At 61.6% G+C, this 17,845-nt stretch carries 16 protein-coding genes; 4 read left to right on the top strand and 12 right to left on the bottom strand.

Annotated elements, in window-relative coordinates; genetic code table 11:
* Positions 1–36: 36 nt before the first annotated feature.
* The gene (locus LCH97_RS11580) at positions 37–807 is read left to right on the top strand and encodes a DeoR/GlpR family DNA-binding transcription regulator (protein ID WP_017507526.1); all 771 of its coding nucleotides are present in this window, start codon (positions 37–39) and stop codon (positions 805–807) included.
* A 57-nt stretch (positions 808–864) separates the two neighbouring features.
* Here LCH97_RS11580 and LCH97_RS11585 read toward each other — a convergent pair whose 3' ends face one another.
* Positions 865–2,457: a diguanylate cyclase gene (locus tag LCH97_RS11585; RefSeq protein WP_227301819.1), complete on the bottom strand. Its 1,593-nt coding sequence runs from the start codon at positions 2,455–2,457 to the stop codon at positions 865–867.
* 130 nt (positions 2,458–2,587) lie between these two features.
* Here LCH97_RS11585 and LCH97_RS11590 point away from each other — a divergent pair, with 130 nt between their 5' ends.
* Positions 2,588–4,474 carry a ribonuclease catalytic domain-containing protein gene (locus LCH97_RS11590; protein ID WP_227301820.1) on the top strand — a complete coding sequence of 629 codons (1,887 nt, stop codon included), beginning with the start codon at positions 2,588–2,590 and terminating at the stop codon, positions 4,472–4,474.
* Between the two features lie 62 nt (positions 4,475–4,536).
* On the opposite strand, the gene LCH97_RS11595 is transcribed toward LCH97_RS11590, so the two are convergent.
* Both LCH97_RS11595 and LCH97_RS11600 read right to left on the bottom strand, forming a co-directional pair.
* On the bottom strand, positions 4,537–5,361 hold the full coding sequence (locus LCH97_RS11595) for an HDOD domain-containing protein (RefSeq protein ID WP_227301821.1): 825 nt from the start codon (positions 5,359–5,361) through the stop codon (positions 4,537–4,539).
* A gap of 232 nt (positions 5,362–5,593) precedes the next feature.
* Positions 5,594–5,833: a hypothetical protein gene (locus LCH97_RS11600; RefSeq protein ID WP_227301822.1), complete on the bottom strand. Its 240-nt coding sequence runs from the start codon at positions 5,831–5,833 to the stop codon at positions 5,594–5,596.
* 191 nt (positions 5,834–6,024) lie between these two features.
* Between LCH97_RS11600 and LCH97_RS11605 the strand changes: the two genes are divergently transcribed.
* Positions 6,025–6,573, top strand: a complete 549-nt coding sequence (locus LCH97_RS11605) for a methylated-DNA--[protein]-cysteine S-methyltransferase (RefSeq protein ID WP_227301823.1) — start codon at positions 6,025–6,027, stop codon at positions 6,571–6,573.
* Between the two features lie 61 nt (positions 6,574–6,634).
* The gene (locus tag LCH97_RS11610) at positions 6,635–7,036 is read left to right on the top strand and encodes a GFA family protein (protein WP_227301824.1); all 402 of its coding nucleotides are present in this window, start codon (positions 6,635–6,637) and stop codon (positions 7,034–7,036) included.
* An 82-nt stretch (positions 7,037–7,118) separates the two neighbouring features.
* Here the strand turns inward: LCH97_RS11610 and alaC are convergent, their stop codons facing one another.
* From alaC to LCH97_RS11655, 9 genes are all read right to left on the bottom strand, one after another.
* A complete protein-coding gene (gene alaC / locus LCH97_RS11615) occupies positions 7,119–8,327 on the bottom strand; it encodes an alanine transaminase (protein WP_227301825.1) in 1,209 nt (402 codons plus the stop codon).
* A gap of 162 nt (positions 8,328–8,489) precedes the next feature.
* On the bottom strand, positions 8,490–9,998 hold the full coding sequence (locus tag LCH97_RS11620) for a SulP family inorganic anion transporter (RefSeq protein WP_227301826.1): 1,509 nt from the start codon (positions 9,996–9,998) through the stop codon (positions 8,490–8,492).
* A gap of 199 nt (positions 9,999–10,197) precedes the next feature.
* Positions 10,198–11,586, bottom strand: coding sequence for an amino acid permease (locus LCH97_RS11625; RefSeq protein ID WP_227301827.1), 1,389 nt, complete (start codon positions 11,584–11,586; stop codon positions 10,198–10,200).
* 118 nt (positions 11,587–11,704) lie between these two features.
* Entirely contained in the window at positions 11,705–12,370 is a 666-nt protein-coding gene (gene kynB / locus LCH97_RS11630) for an arylformamidase (RefSeq protein ID WP_227301828.1), read from the bottom strand.
* A gap of 269 nt (positions 12,371–12,639) precedes the next feature.
* Positions 12,640–13,536 carry an aldo/keto reductase family oxidoreductase gene (locus LCH97_RS11635; RefSeq protein ID WP_227301829.1) on the bottom strand — a complete coding sequence of 299 codons (897 nt, stop codon included), beginning with the start codon at positions 13,534–13,536 and terminating at the stop codon, positions 12,640–12,642.
* Complete coding sequence (locus tag LCH97_RS11640) at positions 13,536–14,645, bottom strand: ABC transporter ATP-binding protein (protein ID WP_227301830.1); 1,110 nt, start codon at positions 14,643–14,645, stop codon at positions 13,536–13,538. Before LCH97_RS11640 ends, LCH97_RS11635 begins: the two co-directional genes overlap by 1 nt.
* A gap of 4 nt (positions 14,646–14,649) precedes the next feature.
* Positions 14,650–15,453: a carbohydrate ABC transporter permease gene (locus LCH97_RS11645; protein WP_051028581.1), complete on the bottom strand. Its 804-nt coding sequence runs from the start codon at positions 15,451–15,453 to the stop codon at positions 14,650–14,652.
* A 46-nt stretch (positions 15,454–15,499) separates the two neighbouring features.
* Entirely contained in the window at positions 15,500–16,402 is a 903-nt protein-coding gene (locus LCH97_RS11650) for a carbohydrate ABC transporter permease (RefSeq protein WP_227301832.1), read from the bottom strand.
* Between the two features lie 182 nt (positions 16,403–16,584).
* Entirely contained in the window at positions 16,585–17,829 is a 1,245-nt protein-coding gene (locus LCH97_RS11655) for an ABC transporter substrate-binding protein (protein ID WP_227301833.1), read from the bottom strand.
* Positions 17,830–17,845: the final 16 nt, after the last annotated feature.

The raw sequence follows: 17,845 nt of genomic DNA on the forward strand, positions 1-17,845 counted from the left end.
ACTCAGGGTAATTTTCGATTCCGAACTTGCCACCCCATGAGCCGATCCCCAAGACACGACAAAATCCTGCAGCTGGTACGCGAGAATGGCTTTATGCCTATCGAAGAGCTGGCGCGCATTCTGGACGTGACGCCACAGACCATCCGCCGCGACATCAACCAGCTGTGCGAAGCCAATCTGCTGCGCCGTTACCACGGCGGTGCGGCGCTGGGGAACAGCGTCGAAAACGAGGATTACTTCTCGCGCAAGGGCAAGCTGCAAAGCGAGAAAGCCCACATTGCCGACATGATCGCGGAAAACATTCCCGACCATGCCTCGCTGTTCATGAGCATCGGCACCACCATCGAAGCCGTTGCCCAGGCGCTGACCGCTAGCCACAAAGGCTTGCGCGTCATCACCAACAACATCCACGTGGCGTCCATCATGTCGGCCAACCCCGACTTTACCGTGATGATTACCTCGGGCGTGGTACGCGCCTCCGACGGTGGCATTACCGGCGTGGCCACACTGGATTTCATCAACCAGTTCAAGGTGGACTACGCCGTCATCGGTGTGTCGGGGATAGAGACCGACGGCTCGCTGCTGGATTTCGACTACCGCGAAGTACGCGTGGCGCAGGCCATGATGAACAACGCCCGCCACCGTTTCCTGGCGGCAGACCACAGCAAGTTCGGCCGCAATGCGCTGGTGCGCATGGGCCATATCAGCGAGTTCAACGCCATCTTTACCGACGCCATGCCGCCGGAAAGCCTGAAAAAGCTGCTGGACGACCACAACGTGCGCATGTACCTGGCCGACCCGGTATAAGGTTGGCCGCAGTACACAGCACAAGGGCGCCGCAGGCGCCCTTGTGCGTATGGCTGGCTAAAGCTGCGGCGGCAAATGCGCCCCGGCTTCGGCACTCCACGCCACCACCAGGTTACGCCCCAGCTCCTTGGCGCGGTACAGCATGGCATCGGCGCGCTGCACCAGTGCCACCACGTCGGTGACGCCCTCGGCACCACACAGGCCGGCACTGAAGGTCTGGCGGAAACGCCCGCGCGGCGACTGCTGGTCCAGCAGCTCGAAATCGCCACGAATCGCCTCTATCAAACGGTACGCTTGGTCTACCGTCATGCCGGGCAACACCAGCGCAAACTCCTCGCCACCGTAACGGCCGATCAGGTCGCTGCGGCGCAGGCGCTCGCGCAGGAAGCGCGCCAGGTTCACCAGCACTTCGTCGCCAGCCTGGTGGCCGTAGTTGTCGTTAATACGTTTGAAGTGGTCCAGATCCAGCATCACCATCGCCAGCGGCAGCCGTTCGCGCTGGGCGCGGGCAAATTCGTACTCCAGCCGCGCAAACAGGTGGGTATGGTTCAGCAGGCCGGTGAGGCTGTCGGTGCTGATATAAGACCGCAGCTTGCGGTAGCGGCGGGCGCGGGTGGTCACGGTGACCACCAGCTCGTCGCTGGATACCGGCTTGGTCAGGTAGCCGTCCACCCCCAGCGCGAGGGTGTCCAGCTGAATGTCCTGCCGCTTTTCCATCGACAGGAAAATGATCGGGATACCGTCCATCAGCCCCTGCTGGCGGATGATGCGCGCCAACTCCTTGCCGTCGCACTCCGGCATATACATATCCATCAGGATGAGGTCGGGGCGGAAGCGCTCGATCGCCTCCAGCGCGCGGCTGGGGCGGGTGACTTCTTCGGTGAGGATGCCGTGCTGGTTCAGTACTGCCGAGTACAGGCCGGCCAGCGAACCCATGTCTTCGATCAGCAGCACGCGTAGCGGGTTGCGGCGGTCCTGCTGCTGCGGCACCGCCAGGGCATCCAGCAGCTCGCGCACCTGCAGGGGCCAGCCCAGAAAGCCCTGCCCGCCACTGCGTACCGCCTTGAGCCTGGCTTCGAAGTCGCGACGCGGGCTGGCGTACAACACCGGGCACGGCATGGGCATGCCTGGCGGGAACAGGCTGGCCTCCCCCACGAAATCGCTATACACCACCAGCGCGCCCGGCGTGTGCTGGCGCAGCGCCTGCTGCAGCAGCAAAGCATCGCGGAATACGTCCATCTGGTAGCCAAAGCACGCCAGCTGCTCGATCAGGTAGTGATCCACATCACGCTCGCCCGCCCACAGGAACAGCCTGTGGTTCTGGCGCAGCGCCACGGCGCTGGTGGTGTGCTTCACCGGCGCCGGCATGCTGGCCAGCTGGGTCACCAGCGATAGCTGCTGGCGCAGGCCCAGGATGTCGTCTGGCGCACGGCGCCGTTTCAACCATGCGCGCAGCTGGGCGGCCAGCTCGTCATTGGCACGCAGCAGCTCGTCGGCCCCGCCTTGCTCGGCCACACCCTGCAAACACTGGCTCAACGCGGTGAAGCGCCGGGCGAGCTCGGGGTCCCAACGGTCTAGCAGCTGGCGGCCAACATGGTCCATTTCCTGGGAAAGGCCCAGCAGTGTTTGGGGAATGGTCTGCGCTGACATGGCTAAATTAAACAAACATTTATACAAAGAAGCGCAGTATACCGGCAGTAAAGCGGTGTGACGCAGCCTGCTGCTATAATCTTCCGTTTCATTCATAGCACGGGGCAGACTAGGTCCCGCCAGAGGCAGTATGAACGTCTTTTACGAAGAAAGCGGCAGCTTCAAGGTAGGCAGCGTGGTGTCGCGCGCTGACGCCAGTCTGCAAATCGATACCCAGCACGGCAAGCGCACCAAACTGAAAGCGGCCAACGTGTTTCTGGAGTTCAGCAGCGCGCTGCCAGACTTTCTGCCCGCCGCAGAGGCGATTGCTGCCGATATAGACGTGGACTTCCTGTGGGAATGCTGCGGCGACGACGAATTCGGTTTTGAAGTACTGGCCGCCGACTACTTTGGCCACGCGCCCAGCGCGCTGGAAAACGCAGCCATCCTGCTGCGCCTGTACGCCGCACCGATGTACTTCTACAAAAAGGCCAAGGGCCGCTTCAAGGCTGCACCGGAAGAAACCCTGAAAGCCGCGCTGGCCGGTATCGAGCGCAAGAAGCGCGAACAAGAGCAGATCGACGCCTGGGCCGTACAGTTGGCCGCAGGCACCCTGCCAGACGCCATCCGCAGCCACTTGATGGCCATTTTGTACCGCCCGGACAAGAACACGCTGGAATTCAAGGCCTTCGACCAGGCCAGCCGCGCCACCAGCCTGCCGCCGCTGCGCCTGGCCGACAAGGTGGGCGGTATTCCGTCGGTGCCGGACTACATGATGGCCGGCTTCCAGATGGAGCACTTCCCCAAAGGCCTGGGCTTTGGCCAGTACGCGCCGGCCACCCTGCCTGACGAGCTGCCGCTGGCCGAAGTACAGGCGTTTTCCATCGACGACGCCGCCACCACCGAGATCGACGATGCGCTGTCGGTACAATGGCTGGCCAATGGCAATATCCGCGTGGGTATCCATATTGCCGCCCCGACGCTGGGTATCGCGCCAGGTAGTGATCTGGAAAAGATCGTGCACCAGCGCCTGTCTACCGTGTATTTCCCCGGCAACAAGATCACCATGCTGCCGGACGACGTAGTGGCGCAGTTCACCCTGCAGGAAGGCCAGGCGTGCCCGGCACTGAGCCTGTACGTGGACGTGACCCCGTCGTTCGAGCTGGTGGACTTTGAAAACCGCGTGGAACGCGTACACATTGCGGCCAACCTGCGCCACGACCAGCTGGAACAGGTATTCAACGAAGACACCTTGGCCGCGCCCGGCTTTGGCCCCGACTACGCGTTCAAGCGCGAGCTGGTCTGGCTGTGGCAGTTTGCCAATGCCCGCGAAGCCTTCCGCGGCAAAACGCCGGACCCGAACCGCCCGCCGCAGGTGGACTACAACTTTGCCGTGGAAGACGGCAAGGTGCGCATCACCATCCGCAAGCGCGGCTCGCCAATGGACAAGCTGGTTTCCGAGCTGATGATCCTGGCCAACAGCGAATGGGGCCGCATGCTGGCCGAGGCCGACATCCCGGCCATGTACCGCGCACAAAGCATGGGCAAGGTACGCATGACCACCCGCCCCGAGCCGCACATCGGCCTGGGCGTGGCGCAATACGCGTGGAGCACCTCGCCACTGCGCCGTGCGTCCGACTTCGTCAACCAGCGCCAGCTGGTGGCGATGATACGTGGCGACGAGCCGCAGTACCCGCAAGGCGACGCCATGCTGTTTGCGCTGCTGCGTGACTTCGACGCGGCCTACAGCGCCTATCTGGGCTTCCAGGACAAGATGGAGTACTTCTGGTGCCTGCGCTGGTTCAGCCAGGAAGGTATCAGCGAGCCGACAGCGACTTTCATCAAGGAAGATCTGGTACGCATCGACGGCGTACCGGTACGCCTGCGCATCCCGGGCCTGCCGGAGCTGGAAAACGGCGACCGCATCCAGCTGCAGATCATCCGTATCGACGAGCTGATGCAAGAGCTGGAATGCCGCTTTGTGTCGGTGATTTCGCGCAAGACCCCGCCGGCAGACGCTGCCGAACAGCCGGCCTGAGGCCGCTAAACGCACAAGGCCCCGCATAGCGGGGCCTTGTTACATGTACGGCCGGATCGCCGCTACAGCAAGCTGTCGATCTGGGTACTCATCTCTTTCAGATGGCTAATCGCCCCCTCCAGCTGCTCGGCGCTGATATTCAAAGCCGACACCACGCGCTGCGGCACGGTTTCCAGCATGTCCTGTTCGCTCATGCCGCGGTTGAAGCCCGCCACAATATACGATGCCATGCCGATCAGCAGCGCATACGGCGACGCGTCAGCCGGCGGCACCAGATTGTGCTGGTTGCGGATGGCGTCCTGGATGGCGTCAGGGAAGTTCCAGCGCCGTGCCAGCTCGGCACCGACTTCGGTCAGGTCCATACCCAGCACCATGCGCTCGGTCGCCAGGCGGTCGGCCCCGCCATCTACCACACGATCGATCTGCACGGCTTTTTCCGGCTCGGCCACGTGTAACACCAGCTCACCGATATTGGACATCAGCCCGCAGGTATAGCCCAGCTGGGTGTCCAGCCCCGCCAGCTTGGCCAGCGCCTTGCTGGTATTGGCCATCTCGAAGCTGCGCCCCCAGAAGCTTTTCATGTCGAAACCGGGAATGTTGGCCGTGGCACCGCTGACACCCGAGGCAATCACCAGCACGCGCAGGTTGTCAAAGCCCAGCATCACCACCGCATCTTCCAGCGAGCCGATCTTGCGGCTGCCACCAAAACGCGCGGTATTGGCCAGGCGCAGTACACGCGCGCTCAGCACCTGGTCGTGCGCCACCTTGTTGGCCACGTCGTCCATATTGATGTTTTTGTCGTTGAAGCTGGCAATCAGCTCCTGGACCACTTTGGGCACCATGGGTAGTTTGCCGGATGCCTTGTCGAACAGCTCTGCCACTTGCATAGTCGGTCTCCTTGTCGTGAGCGCTGGCGCATAGAGTGAGCTTAGGCAAGGATCGATAAAAAAACAGCCGGTATTTTCCCTGCGGCAAAAAATGTCGTGAACATGGCCTGTGCCTATCCGGGCCCGCCCCACTTTTTGCTGCAGGGCCCATACCGGCCCAAGTACATAACAACTCAGCACAGCCTGCTGCTCTACTACCACTGGCCGGGCAGGCTCGGGCCCGGCCAATGTCTTACACCAGCGTGTCTATCGTGCCGCCTATTGCCTTGGCAATGGCTTCACCACCCAGTGAAATACCTTCCATCACCGCATCACCGGCTTCTTCGATACCGCTGGTAACACCGCTGGCTACCGTCACCACGCCGCTGGCGATGTCACTCACCCCCGACGCAATTTTGCCTGCCCCACTCCCTACGGTGCTAAAGCCACCGTAAATGGTAGAACCGGCTGCAGAAAGGCCTGAAATACTCATAGCGTGCACCTCCTTGCCATACCGGCACACCGCGTACCGGCAGCACAAGGCTAGCGCAGGCCATGCGGCAAAATGCAGTCAGTTTGTATCAGCATGGCATGCACCCTGATACATGCCGCCACTGCCATCGCAGCCACGCACCCTGCCCCGTGCTGCGCTACACTGGCGGCCACTGACTAGCCGAAGCCATCATGCAAACCACTGCTGCCCCACTACTGCTACACCGCTTTCACAGCCCGCTGGGGCCGATGTTCGTCTGCGCCAGCGAACAAGGCGTCTGCCTGCTGGAATTTGCCGTCAGCCAGCGTAACGAGCGCGAGTTTGCCGACCTGCAGCGGCTGCTGGGCTGCCGCATCGTGGCCGGCGAAAACGAGCACACGCGCCAGGCCGAGCGCGAAATCGGCGAATATTTTGACGGCAGCCGCCAGCGCTTCGACGTGGCGCTGCACCTGCCCGGCACGGCGTTCCAGCAGCAGGTATGGCAAGCGCTGCAGACCATCCCCTACGGCGACACCAGCAGCTACCAGCAGCAGGCCGACCGCCTGGGCAAACCGGCCGCCATCCGCGCCGTGGCCGGCGCCAACGGTGCCAACCGCGTGGCCATCATCGTGCCCTGCCACCGCGTCATCGGCAAAGACGGCAGCCTTACCGGCTACGGCGGTGGCTTGCAGCGCAAGGCCTGGCTGCTGGCGCACGAGCAGCGCAGCCGCTTTGGCGACACCCAGCCGCAGCTGTTCTGAGCCTGCGGCCAACCTTGGCCGCAACCCCGAGACAGACCCTTTGACGACCGGAGCCACGCGTATGATCAAGCAAGTAGGCGACACCCTGATCCAGCCGGTACACACAGCGCGCTGCCACTGCGGCGGTGTGGTACTGGCGCTGACGCTGCCCAACGGCATAGACCGCCCGCGCCGCTGTGATTGCTCGATCTGCCGCCGCAAAGGCGCCATCGTGGCCTCGGTAAAGCTGGACGGCGTGCGCATCGTGCAAGGCGCCGAGCTGCTGCGGCTGTACCAGTTCAACACCCACACCGCCAAACACTACTTCTGCTCGGTGTGCGGCATTTACACCCACCACCAGCGCCGCTCGCACCCGGACGAATACGGCTACAACGTCGGCTGCCTGGACGGCGTGAACCCCTACCTGCTAGGTGATGTCCCGGTGTTTGATGGCATCAACCACCCGGCCGACCGCCAGGGCTAGGCCTGCGGCCAACGTTGGCCGCACATGAAAACGCCGCCCAGAAGGGCGGCGTTTTGCTGGCTGCATCTACCAGGTCATAAGGTCACGCGGGCGGCAGCAGCCCGTCGGCGCGGAACATGGTCTTGATGCCGCGGATGGCCTGGCGGATACGGTTTTCGTTCTCGATCAGCGCAAAGCGCACGTACTCGTCACCGTAGTCGCCAAAGCCTACGCCGGGCGACACCGATACCTTGGCCTTGTCCAGCAGCAGGTTGGCAAACGCCAGCGAGCCCAGCGCGCGGTAGTGCTCGGGGATGCGCGCCCAGATGTACATCGACGCCTTGGGCAGGTCCACCTGCCAGCCTGCCTCCATCAGCCCCTTGTACAGCACGTCGCGGCGCTTCTGGTAGGTGGCGGCAATGTCGCGCACGCATTGCTGGTCACCTTCCAGCGCGGCGATGGCGGCAATCTGCAGCGGGGTAAAGGTGCCGTAGTCGTGGTAGCTCTTGATGCGCGCCAGCGCGGCTACCAGGTCCGGGTTGCCCACCATGAAACCGATGCGCCAGCCGGCCATGTTGTAGCTCTTGGACAGGGTGAAAAACTCCACCGCGATATCCTTGGCGCCCGGTACCTGCATGATGGATGGCGCTTTCCAGCCGTCGAACACGATGTCGGCGTAGGCCAGGTCGTGCACCACGAAGATGTCGTGCTTCTTGGCCAGCGCGATCACGCGCTCGAAAAAGTCCAGCTCCACGCACTGCGCTGTGGGGTTGGACGGAAAGCCGATCACGATCATCTTGGGCTTGGGGTAGCTGCCGCGAATGGTTTTTTCCAGCTCGGCAAAGAAGTCCACATCCGGCGCCATCGGCACGCTGCGGATATCGGCGCCGGCAATTACCGCGCCGTAGATGTGGATGGGGTAGCTCGGGTCCGGCACCAGCACGGTGTCGCCGCGGTCCAGCGTGGCCAGCATCAGGTGCGCCAGGCCTTCCTTGGAACCGATGGTGACGATGGCCTCGCTGTCCGGGTCGATATCCACTGCGTAGCGCTGCTGGTACCAGCGCGCGATGGCGCGGCGCAGGCGCGGTATGCCCTTGGACGCCGAGTAACCGTGGGTATCGGGCCGCTGTGCGGCTTCAGTGAGCTTGGCCACGATATGCGGCGGCGTGGCACCGTCCGGGTTGCCCATGCTCATGTCGACGATATCGTCGCCACGGCGGCGGGCAGCCATCTTGCGTTCGGCGGTGATGTTGAAAACGTAGGGGGGTAGACGATCGATGCGCGCAAAGCGGCGCTTGCCGGTAGACGACATGGGAAACCTTTCAACGTAAGCGCCCGGAACCGTCCGAGCGACGCTCCCCCGACTCAGGGGATGGGTCATCGTAAGCGGCTGGCATGGCGGCTGTCCAGCCCCTTACGCCAGCGGCCAAAAAGAAAGCCGCCCGGGCGGCGGCTTGGCATCATGCGGGTAGGCTTAGCCCAGGCGGTTGTCGGCAATGTGGTAGTGCGGGTCGGCAAAGCTGTCTACCTCGACCATGTCCTTGGCGCGGCCCAGCAGCGCCAGGCAGTCCGGGCTGAGGTGGCGCAGGTGCAGGGTCTTGCCTTCCTGCTGGTAACGCGCAGCCAGCGTGTCGATGGCCTCGATGGCGGACTGGTCGGCCACGCGGGCATGGCGGAATTCCACCACCACGTGCTGCGGGTCGCCCTTGGGGTCGAACAGGGCGGCAAAACTGGCACAAGAAGCGAAGAACAACGTGCCGTCCAGCTCGTACACTTTCCAGCCCTGGGCGTCGGTATGGCTGTGGGCCGTCATGCGCTTGGCGTGCTGCCAGGCAAACACCAACGCGGCAAATACCACGCCGCACAGCACGGCTACCGCCAGGTCGGTCAGCACAGTAATCACCGTCACACCCACCACGGTCAGGGCATCCTGGCGCGGAATCTTGCGCAGGGTTTGCAGGCTGCCCCAGGCAAAGGTTTTTTGCGACACCACAAACATCAGGCCCACCAGTGCGGCCAACGGTATCTGCTCGATCCACGGCGCCAGAAACAGGATGAAGCCCAGCAGGAACACCGCCGCCACCACACCGGACAAGCGGTGGCGCGCGCCGTTATTAATATTGATCATGCTCTGGCCTATCATGGCGCAGCCGCCCATGGTGGCAAAAAAGCCGGCCACCACGTTGGCCGCACCCTGTGCCAGCGACTCGCGATTGGGTTGGCCGCGCGTGTCGGTGATCTCGTCTACCAGGTTCAGTGTCAGCAGCGATTCGATCAGGCCGATAGCGGCCAGAATGGCGGCGTAAGGCAGCACGATGTACAGCGTTTCCAGCGTCAGCGGTACCTGTGGCACGTGAAAAGTAGGCAGCCCGCCAGCAATGGAGCCCATATCGCCTACCGTCTTGGTGTCCAGCCCCAGCAAGGCCACCAGGCCGCTTACCAGTAGAATGGCCGCCAAGGCTGACGGAATCAGCGTGGTGACACGCGGCAGCAAATAGATGATGGCCATGGTTAGTGCGATCAGCCCGCCCATGATGGCCAGCTGCTGGCTGCCCATCCAGACGCCGTCCAGCTTGAAGTGGCCGAACTGGGCCAGAAAAATCACGACAGCCAGGCCGTTGACGAAGCCCAGCATCACCGGGTGCGGCACCATGCGGATGAATTTTCCCAGCTTCAGCAGGCCGAACAGCAGCTGCAATACGCCCATCAACACTACGCTGGCAAACAGGTACTCCACACCATGCTGCACCACGATGGACACCATCACCACAGCCAGCGCGCCGGTAGCACCGGAAATCATGCCGGGGCGGCCACCGAACAGCGCGGTGATCAGGCAGATGAAGAACGCCGCGTACAGGCCGGTAAGCGGGCTGACATGGGCAATCAGGGCAAAGGCTATGGCTTCTGGCACCAGCGCCAGCGCGACGGTCAGGCCACTCAGCACATCGGTACGGGCGGCTGCGGGGCTTATCTTGGCAAACACATGCTCTCCTGCAAAAAAATATGCCCCGGCGACATCGACGGGGCGAGGACGGTATTTTGCCACAAAATCAATATCTTCTCGCCAGGCCGTGCCATGAAAGTACCTGCCAACAAAGCTGCCACGGCCCCCAGCGGAGACCTGTCATGAAAAAACCCCGCATTCGCGGGGCAAGGCTTACGACACACAATTTTGTATTGCCTTACATCGCATCGTCGTAAGAGGCATGCGGCTTGCGCACGAATTTGTATAGAAAAACCAATACCACCAGAAAAGGCAGGCCGAATTTCAGGGTCATGTTGAATTCGTCGGTAAACAGCGTCGTCACCATGGTGGCCAGCATCAACCCCAGCCCCAGCAGGCTGGTAAACGGGTACAGTTTCATACGGAAAGCCAGCGGCGGGTTGCCGGCGGATTCGTATTGGCGGCGGAAAAACAGGTGCGTGAGAAAAATCATCATCCACGTGAACATGGCGCCAAACATCGACAGCGAAATCATCAGGATGAAGGCATCCTGCGGGTAGAGCACGTACAGCAGCGTGGCCACGGCAATACCCATAGACGACAGCATCAGCGCGTTCAGCGGCACACCCTGGCTGTTGACCCGGCCTAGTGCTTTGGGTGCATCGCCCCCCCTGGCCAGGCTGAACATCATGCGGGTGGTAATGTAAAGCTGGCTATTCATGGCAGACAGCGCCGCCACGATCACGACAAAGTTCAGAATATCTGCCGCATACGGTATGCCCAGCACCTGCATTACCGTCACAAACGGGCTGCTGCCTTCTCCCACACGCTCCCACGGCACAATGGCCAGGATCAAGGCCAGCGAGAGCAGATAAAACACCAGCAAACGCACAATGGTAGCGCGAAAAGCCTGCTTGACCGCCCGCTCCGGGTCTTCCGCCTCCCCCGCTGCTACCGCAATCATTTCTACACTGAGGTAACTGAAGATAGAAATGATCACGGCCAACCACATACCCCACCAGCCATGCGGCAAAAAGCCGCTGCCTGCGGTGTACAGGTGCACGCCGAATTCGGGGCGGTTAGTCCCCCACACCACCATGCTGCCCAGAAAGATGAAGCCCAGAATGGCGGCGATCTTGATACTGGAAAAGCCGTACTCAACCGCGCCAAAAGCTTTGACACTACTGGCATTTACCAGGATCAACGCCCCGGAAAACAGTGATATCCACCACCACGATGGCACGCCGGGAAACCAGTACGCCATATAGTCGGCGATTGCGGTAACCTCGGTCCCCACGGCCAGCACAATCGCCGACCAGTAGGCGTAACGCACCAGGAAGCCCGCCAACGGGTTGATATAGTGTTCGGCATAGGCGCCAAACGAGCCTGACGTGGCGTGCGCTACGGTCATTTCTGCCAGGCAGCCCATCAACAGCAGGGTAATCACGCCGCCGATAGCATAGCTAAGCAGCACACTGGGGCCGGCAAAGCCGATAGCAAACTTGCTGCCCAGAAACAAGCCGGTGCCGATAGCGCCGCCAATGGCGATCATGCTCATTTGCCCCGCGGTCAGGCGGCGTTGCAGCCCCTGTTCGCGGTCTTTGATTTTCTGAAAACTTCTGCTCATGTTCTGCTCCAATACTCTCCATGCGTGACAGAGCCCTGCCTGTCTACGCAGGCATCGTTGCTTGGCTCAAGGGAATACCACCCGGACGGGTAGCGCGGTTCCGGCACCCTGGTGCAGGCTAGGCCGGTGAAAACAAATCGTTGGGTGCACGAACAGGCAGGTCGCGCAAAATGGCGCGTACCGGGCTGGCATCGCCATGCATCAGCTTCAGCGGCAGGGCAATCAGCTCGTAATCACCCGGCGCAACCGTGTCCAGCACCAGGTTTTCCAGAATCGCCATACCGTGGCGTGCTACCGCGTGGTGTGCCGCCAGGGTTTTGCTATGGGAAGGGTCGAGCGAGGCCGTATCGACGCCAATCAGCAGCACGCCCTGGCTCGCCAGCCAGTCAATGGCGGCCGGGTCGATGCCGGGAAAATCCGCATCCCAGCGCTCATGCGGAAACCGTTCATAGGTGCGCAACAGGATGCGCGGCGGCAGTGGCCCGGTGCCGGCTAGCGCGGCCTGCAGCAGGGCCAGGCTGACCTGCAGCCCGGGTAACAGGCAGTGCACCACGCGGCACACCCCCAGATAAGGCTGCAGCGCCACCTCACCGATAGGCATACCGTTGGCCAGATAATGGTAGGGCGCATCCGCATGCGCACCGCTATGCGGCGATAAGGTAAGGCAAGCCACATTGACCGGGCAGCCAGCCTCCAATACCCAGTGGGGACGGGACTGGAAGGGTGTATCGCCAGGCCAGACCGGCATGCCGGTCGTCAAGGAGGGGCTGATATCGTAGAGCATGGTGCGCCTCGCAGCGGAAGAACTGTCGAAAGCTTAGCACCGGCCTAATCGCTACTTATTGCGAAGAAATAGCCGCTTTACATGGGTTTCTTGCGCATTATTACGCCATGCTTGCCTATTTTCGCAGAAAATTCGCCACACCCCCCTATCACAACAAATGCATGAAAACCGCCACCTGGCCTGGGCGGTTGCGGCATAAAAAAAGCGGCCCGAAGGCCGCGCAAGCAACGTACAACACAACAACGAACATCACGTTACAACAGAGAAAATCAGGCGACCTCGTCACCCCGCGCCGCTTGCAGCAACGCAAACCATTGCTGGCGGCTGAGCTTGAGGCGGGTGGCTGCGGCGGCATCGTCCAGCGACGCCAGGCGGCGCGAGCCGATAATGGGCAGCGGCATGCTCGGGTGCTGTAGCAGCCAGGCCAGTACCACCGTGGCCACGCTGACATCCAGCTCGACAGCCAGCTGCTGCAAGGCTGCGTACAGGCCAGGGTTGGCCGCAGCATCCAGCAGGCGGCCGCCGGCCAGCGGCGACCACAGCATGGGGCGTACCCGCAGCTGCTGGCACTGGTCAAACGTACCGTCGAACAGCGGATCCAGGTGCAGCAGCGAGGCCTCAATCTGGTTGGTCACCAGCGGAAAACGGCTGGCCAGCAAGGCGTACTGCGACGGCGTAAAGTTCGATACCCCGAAGTGGCGCACCTTGCCGGACTCGAACAGGCGGCGAAAGGTATCGGCCACTTCATCCGCATCCAGCAGCGGGTCGGGGCGGTGGATCAACAGCAGGTCGAGGTAGTCGGTACCCAGCTGGCGCAGCGAAGCCTCGACACTGGCGGTGATGTGCGCCGCCGAAGTGTCGTAGTGCTTCACCTGCCAGCCGCGCTCGGCCAGCGGCGGCTTGATGCCGCACTTGCTCACCAGCTGCAGCTCGTCGCGCCGAGAGCGGTTGGCCTTCAGCCAGCGGCCGAACAGCGCTTCGCAGGTGAAGCCGCCGTACAGATCCGCATGGTCGAAGGTGGTGATACCCAGCGCCAGGGCGTGTTCCACCCAGGCAGCCAGCGCGGCGTCGTCAAATTCCCATTCGTCCAGACGCCAGACACCAGCAGCCACCGGTGAGAGCAATGGCCCCGATGCGGCCAACCTTTGCAGGGCCAGTGCTGCCATTACACGATCCGGGCTTCGGTTTTCGGGTCGAACAGCACGGCTTTGGACACATCAAACACCAGCTCCATACTGTGCCCCGGGCGCTTGGCCTCGGTGGGGTGGGTACGGCAGCACACCTTGGTGTTGTTCAGCGAGACAAACACCAGGGTATCCGGGCCGGTAGGCTCGATGACATCGATGTGGCAGCTCATCACCGGCAGGCCTTCACGGTGCGCGGTGCGCGCGTCGGTGATCTGCTCCGGGCGAATGCCGAAGATCACTTCCTCGCCGACAAACTGCGCCAGCTTGGTTTTATCGTGCGGCAAGGGCAACACCACACAGCCATTGTCGTCGCAGATCTTCACACCGATGCTGTCGCCAGTCTGAATCACCGTGGCCGGAATAAAGTTCATCGATGGCGAGCCGATGAAGCTGGCCACAAACAGGTTGGCCGGGTTGTCGTAGATGTCTTGCGGGCTGCCGAACTGCTGCACGATGCCGTCCTTCATCACCGCAATCTTGTCGCCCAGCGTCATGGCCTCGATCTGGTCGTGGGTCACGTACACGATGGTGGACTTCAGGCGCTGGTGCATCAGCTTGATTTCGGTACGCATCTCCACACGCAGCTTGGCGTCCAGGTTGGACAGCGGCTCGTCGAACAGGAAGATGGACGGGTTGCGTGCCAGCGCACGGCCCATGGCCACGCGCTGACGCTGGCCACCGGACATCTGGCCCGGCTTGCGGTCCAGCAGATGGGTGATCTGCAGCATCTCGGCCACGCGGTTTACCGTGGCGTCGATTTCGGCCTGCGCTACCTTGCGGATTTCCAGGCCAAAGCTGATGTTCTGGCGCACGGTCATCGACGGGTACAGCGCATAGCTCTGGAACACCATGGCAATGTCGCGGTCTTTGGGCGACAGGTCGTTCACGCGTTTGCCGCCGATTTCGATATCGCCACTGCTGATATCGTCCAGGCCGGCAATCATATTCAGCAGCGTGGATTTACCGCAGCCGGACGGGCCAACCAGAATCAGGAACTGGCCATCTTCGATGGCGATGTCGATGCCCTTGAGCACGTCGGTGCCGTTGGCGTAAGTCTTGTACACATTGTTGATGGAAAGAGCGGCCATCGCATTAACCTTTCACGGCACCGGCTGTCAGGCCACGCACGAAGTAGCGGCCAGCAACCATGTAAACAAACAGAGTCGGCAGCGCAGCAATAATGGCTGCGGCCATGTCCACGTTGTATTCCTTCACCCCGGTAGAGGTGTTCACCAGATTGTTCAGCGCCACGGTAATGGGCTGGGCTTCGCCGCTGGCGAATACCACGCCGAACAGGAAGTCGTTCCAGATCTGGGTGAACTGCCAGATGATGCACACCACGAAAATCGGGCCGGAGATCGGCAGCAGGATGCGCAGGAAAATCGTCCAGAAGCCGGCGCCGTCGATACGGGCGGCTTTCACCAGCTCGTCCGGTACGGTGATGTAAAAGTTACGGAAGAACAGCGTGGTAAACGCCGTGCCGTACACCACGTGCACCAGCACCAGGCCGGTGGTGGTATTGGCGATACCCAGCATGCCCAGTACCTGCGCCATCGGCAGCAGCACAACCTGGAAGGGAATAAAGCAGCCAACCAGCAACATGGTGAACAACGCGTCGGAGCCACGGAAACGCCACATCGATACCACGTAGCCGTTTACCGCCCCCAAGATGGTGGAGATAGCGACGGCTGGCAGTGTCATCTTGATGGAGTTCCAGAAGAAGCCCTGCATGCCGTTGCATTCCACCCCGGTGCAGGCCTCGGCCCAGGCTTTCACCCACGCCCCGCCCTGCCAGGCTTGCGGCAGCGACAGCATATTGCCGGCGCGGATATCGTCCAGGCTTTTGAACGAGGTGGTCAGCATCACGTACAGCGGCAGCAAGTAATAGATGGCCATCAGGAGCAGCGCGGCGTACACCAGCGCGCGGCCAACGGTGAGGTTCTTAAACACGTTTGGCACTCCTTGTTTCCATATACATCAGGGGCACGAGGACGGCGACGATAGTGAACAGCATCATCATGGCCGAGGCGGCACCCTGGCCCAGCTGGCCACGGGTAAAGGCAAACTGGTACATGAAGATGGCGGGTACATCGGACGAGGTACCGGGGCCGCCGCCGGTTAGCGCCATCACCAGGTCGAAGCTCTTGATGGCGATGTGCGACAGGATCAGCAACACGCTGAAGAATACCGGGCGCAGGCTGGGAATCAGGATGCGGCGGTAGATGGTAGGCAGGCTGGCACCGTCTACCTGGGCGGCTTTGATGATGGAGTCGTCAATGCCGCGCAGGCCGGCCAGGAACAGCGCCATCACGAAGCCCGAGCTTTGCCACACACCGGCGATCACCACGGTGTAGATGGACATGTCCGGGTTCACCAGCCAGTCGAAAGTAAAGTTGGCAAAACCCAGGTCGTTCATCACCTTTTGCAGGCCCATATCCGGGTTCAGCATCCATTTCCACGCGGTACCGGTCACCACGAAGGACAGCGCCATCGGGTACAGGTAGATGGTGCGCAGTGCGCCTTCGGCACGGATTTTCTGGTCCAGCAGGATGGCCATCAGCAGGCCCACCAGCAGACAGAACAGAATGAACAGGCTGCCAAAAATGCCCAGGTTGGCCGCAGCAGTCCACCAGCGCTCGTTTTCAAACAACGCCTGGTACTGCAGCAGGCCCGCCCAGTCGTAACGCGGCATCAGGCGGGATTCGGTAAAAGATAGCCACCCCGTCCAGGCAATAAAGCCATAGACGAAGATCAGGCTGGCGGCCAGCGTAGGCGACAGCACCAGCTTGGGTAGCCAGCGGTCGGCCAGCGCGCTGAGGCGGCCTTGAGAGGGGGAGGCAGACATGTGTATTCCTTGCTGTCTCGGTCGGTAAACACGCTCTCTGCCCAATAGTTGGCCGCAGGCTTCCCTGCCGCGGGGCGCAGCATGGTGGCTAGACGGATAAGGGGGCAGAAACAGGCCGGGCGCGCCGGCCTGTGCGCAACATCAGACAACAGCCCTGCCAATGGGCAGCAGGGCCGTAGGGCTTAGCGTACGGCGCCGGCCTTGGCCAGACGCTCGGTCGCTTGAGCCGGGGTCATGTTCGAGTTCATGAACTGCGAAATCACGTCCACCATGGCACCTTCGGTAGCGGAAGGCATGGCCATTTTGTGCGCGAAGCTCGGTACCAGCTTGTTGCTCTTGGCAGCGACGTTCATGTCGAAGCTGGATTTCTTGGCGCAGTCGTCAAACTTGGCCATCGGGGTATCCAGGCGCGCCGGGATGGAACCCTTGTTCAGGTTGAACACTTCCTGGAACGACGGGCTCATGATGGTGGCAGCCAGGTCAGCCTGGGCTTTCACCGCAGCAGGGGACTTCTGCTGGAACATGGCCATGGAGTCGATGTTGAAGGTGAAGGCGTTCTGGGTACCCGGGGCATCGGTACAGATGAAGTCTTTGCCCGGTACTTTGCCGGCGGCGGTGAATTCGCCTTTGGCCCAGTCACCCATGAACTGCATGCCGGCTTTGCCGTTGATCACCATGGCAGTCGCCAGGTTCCAGTCGCGGCCTGCAGCGCCTTTATCGATGTAGGTCTTGATCTTGGCCATGGTCTCGAACACCTTCACGGTAGTCGGGCCGGCCAGTGTGGCTTTGTCCAGTTTGACGAAAGCCTTGTTGTAGTAGTCGGCACCGCCCACACCCAGAGCTACCGATTCAAACAGGGTGGCATCCTGCCAAGGTTGGCCGCCGTGGGCTACCGGCTGGATACCAGCCTTTTGCAGCTTGTCGGCAGCGGCAAAGAATTCCGGCCAGGTTTTCGGTACGGTGGCGCCGGCTTTCTTGAAGGCTTCCGGGTTAACCCACAGCCAGTTCACACGGTGTACGTTTACCGGGGCGGCAACGTATTTGCCTTTGTACTTCATCACATTGCTGACTACGGTTGGCAGCTGCTTGTCCCAGTTGCCGGCTTTAGCTACGGAATCGATGTCAGCCAGTACGCCTTCTGCACCCCATTCCTGAATGGCCGGGCCCTTGATCTGGGCGGCGGTTGGCGGGTTACCGGATACAACGCGGGTTTTCAGTGCGGTCATGGCGTTGTCACCACCACCACCAGCTACTGCGAAATCTTTCCAGGCGTGACCTTTGGCGGTCATCATCTTTTTCAGCTCGGCTGCCGATTTGGCTTCGCCACCGGAAGTCCACCAGTGCAGTACTTCCACGTCGCCGGCAAAAGCGGCAGCAGGCAACAGGGTAGCGGCCATTACGGCCAGGGTCAGGCTTTTCAGCTTCATGTTCATCTCCATGATT

The sequence above is a fragment of the Vogesella sp. XCS3 genome (assembly GCF_020616155.1).
Classification (GTDB): domain Bacteria; phylum Pseudomonadota; class Gammaproteobacteria; order Burkholderiales; family Chromobacteriaceae; genus Vogesella.

Excerpts from the sequence above, each read along its gene's own strand:
- LCH97_RS11645 (WP_051028581.1), bottom strand. The coding sequence starts at position 15,453 with ATGGCCATCTATTACTTGCTGCCGCTGTACGTGATGCTGACCACCTCG.
- LCH97_RS11590 (WP_227301820.1), top strand. The coding sequence starts at position 2,588 with ATGAACGTCTTTTACGAAGAAAGCGGCAGCTTCAAGGTAGGCAGCGTG.
- kynB (WP_227301828.1), bottom strand. The coding sequence starts at position 12,370 with ATGCTCTACGATATCAGCCCCTCCTTGACGACCGGCATGCCGGTCTGG.
- LCH97_RS11585 (WP_227301819.1), bottom strand. The coding sequence starts at position 2,457 with ATGTCAGCGCAGACCATTCCCCAAACACTGCTGGGCCTTTCCCAGGAA.
- LCH97_RS11600 (WP_227301822.1), bottom strand. The coding sequence starts at position 5,833 with ATGAGTATTTCAGGCCTTTCTGCAGCCGGTTCTACCATTTACGGTGGC.
- LCH97_RS11650 (WP_227301832.1), bottom strand. The coding sequence starts at position 16,402 with ATGTCTGCCTCCCCCTCTCAAGGCCGCCTCAGCGCGCTGGCCGACCGC.
- LCH97_RS11625 (WP_227301827.1), bottom strand. The coding sequence starts at position 11,586 with ATGAGCAGAAGTTTTCAGAAAATCAAAGACCGCGAACAGGGGCTGCAA.
- LCH97_RS11655 (WP_227301833.1), bottom strand. The coding sequence starts at position 17,829 with ATGAAGCTGAAAAGCCTGACCCTGGCCGTAATGGCCGCTACCCTGTTG.
- LCH97_RS11635 (WP_227301829.1), bottom strand. The coding sequence starts at position 13,536 with ATGGCAGCACTGGCCCTGCAAAGGTTGGCCGCATCGGGGCCATTGCTC.
- LCH97_RS11595 (WP_227301821.1), bottom strand. The coding sequence starts at position 5,361 with ATGCAAGTGGCAGAGCTGTTCGACAAGGCATCCGGCAAACTACCCATG.
- LCH97_RS11580 (WP_017507526.1), top strand. The coding sequence starts at position 37 with ATGAGCCGATCCCCAAGACACGACAAAATCCTGCAGCTGGTACGCGAG.
- LCH97_RS11610 (WP_227301824.1), top strand. The coding sequence starts at position 6,635 with ATGATCAAGCAAGTAGGCGACACCCTGATCCAGCCGGTACACACAGCG.
- alaC (WP_227301825.1), bottom strand. The coding sequence starts at position 8,327 with ATGTCGTCTACCGGCAAGCGCCGCTTTGCGCGCATCGATCGTCTACCC.
- LCH97_RS11640 (WP_227301830.1), bottom strand. The coding sequence starts at position 14,645 with ATGGCCGCTCTTTCCATCAACAATGTGTACAAGACTTACGCCAACGGC.
- LCH97_RS11605 (WP_227301823.1), top strand. The coding sequence starts at position 6,025 with ATGCAAACCACTGCTGCCCCACTACTGCTACACCGCTTTCACAGCCCG.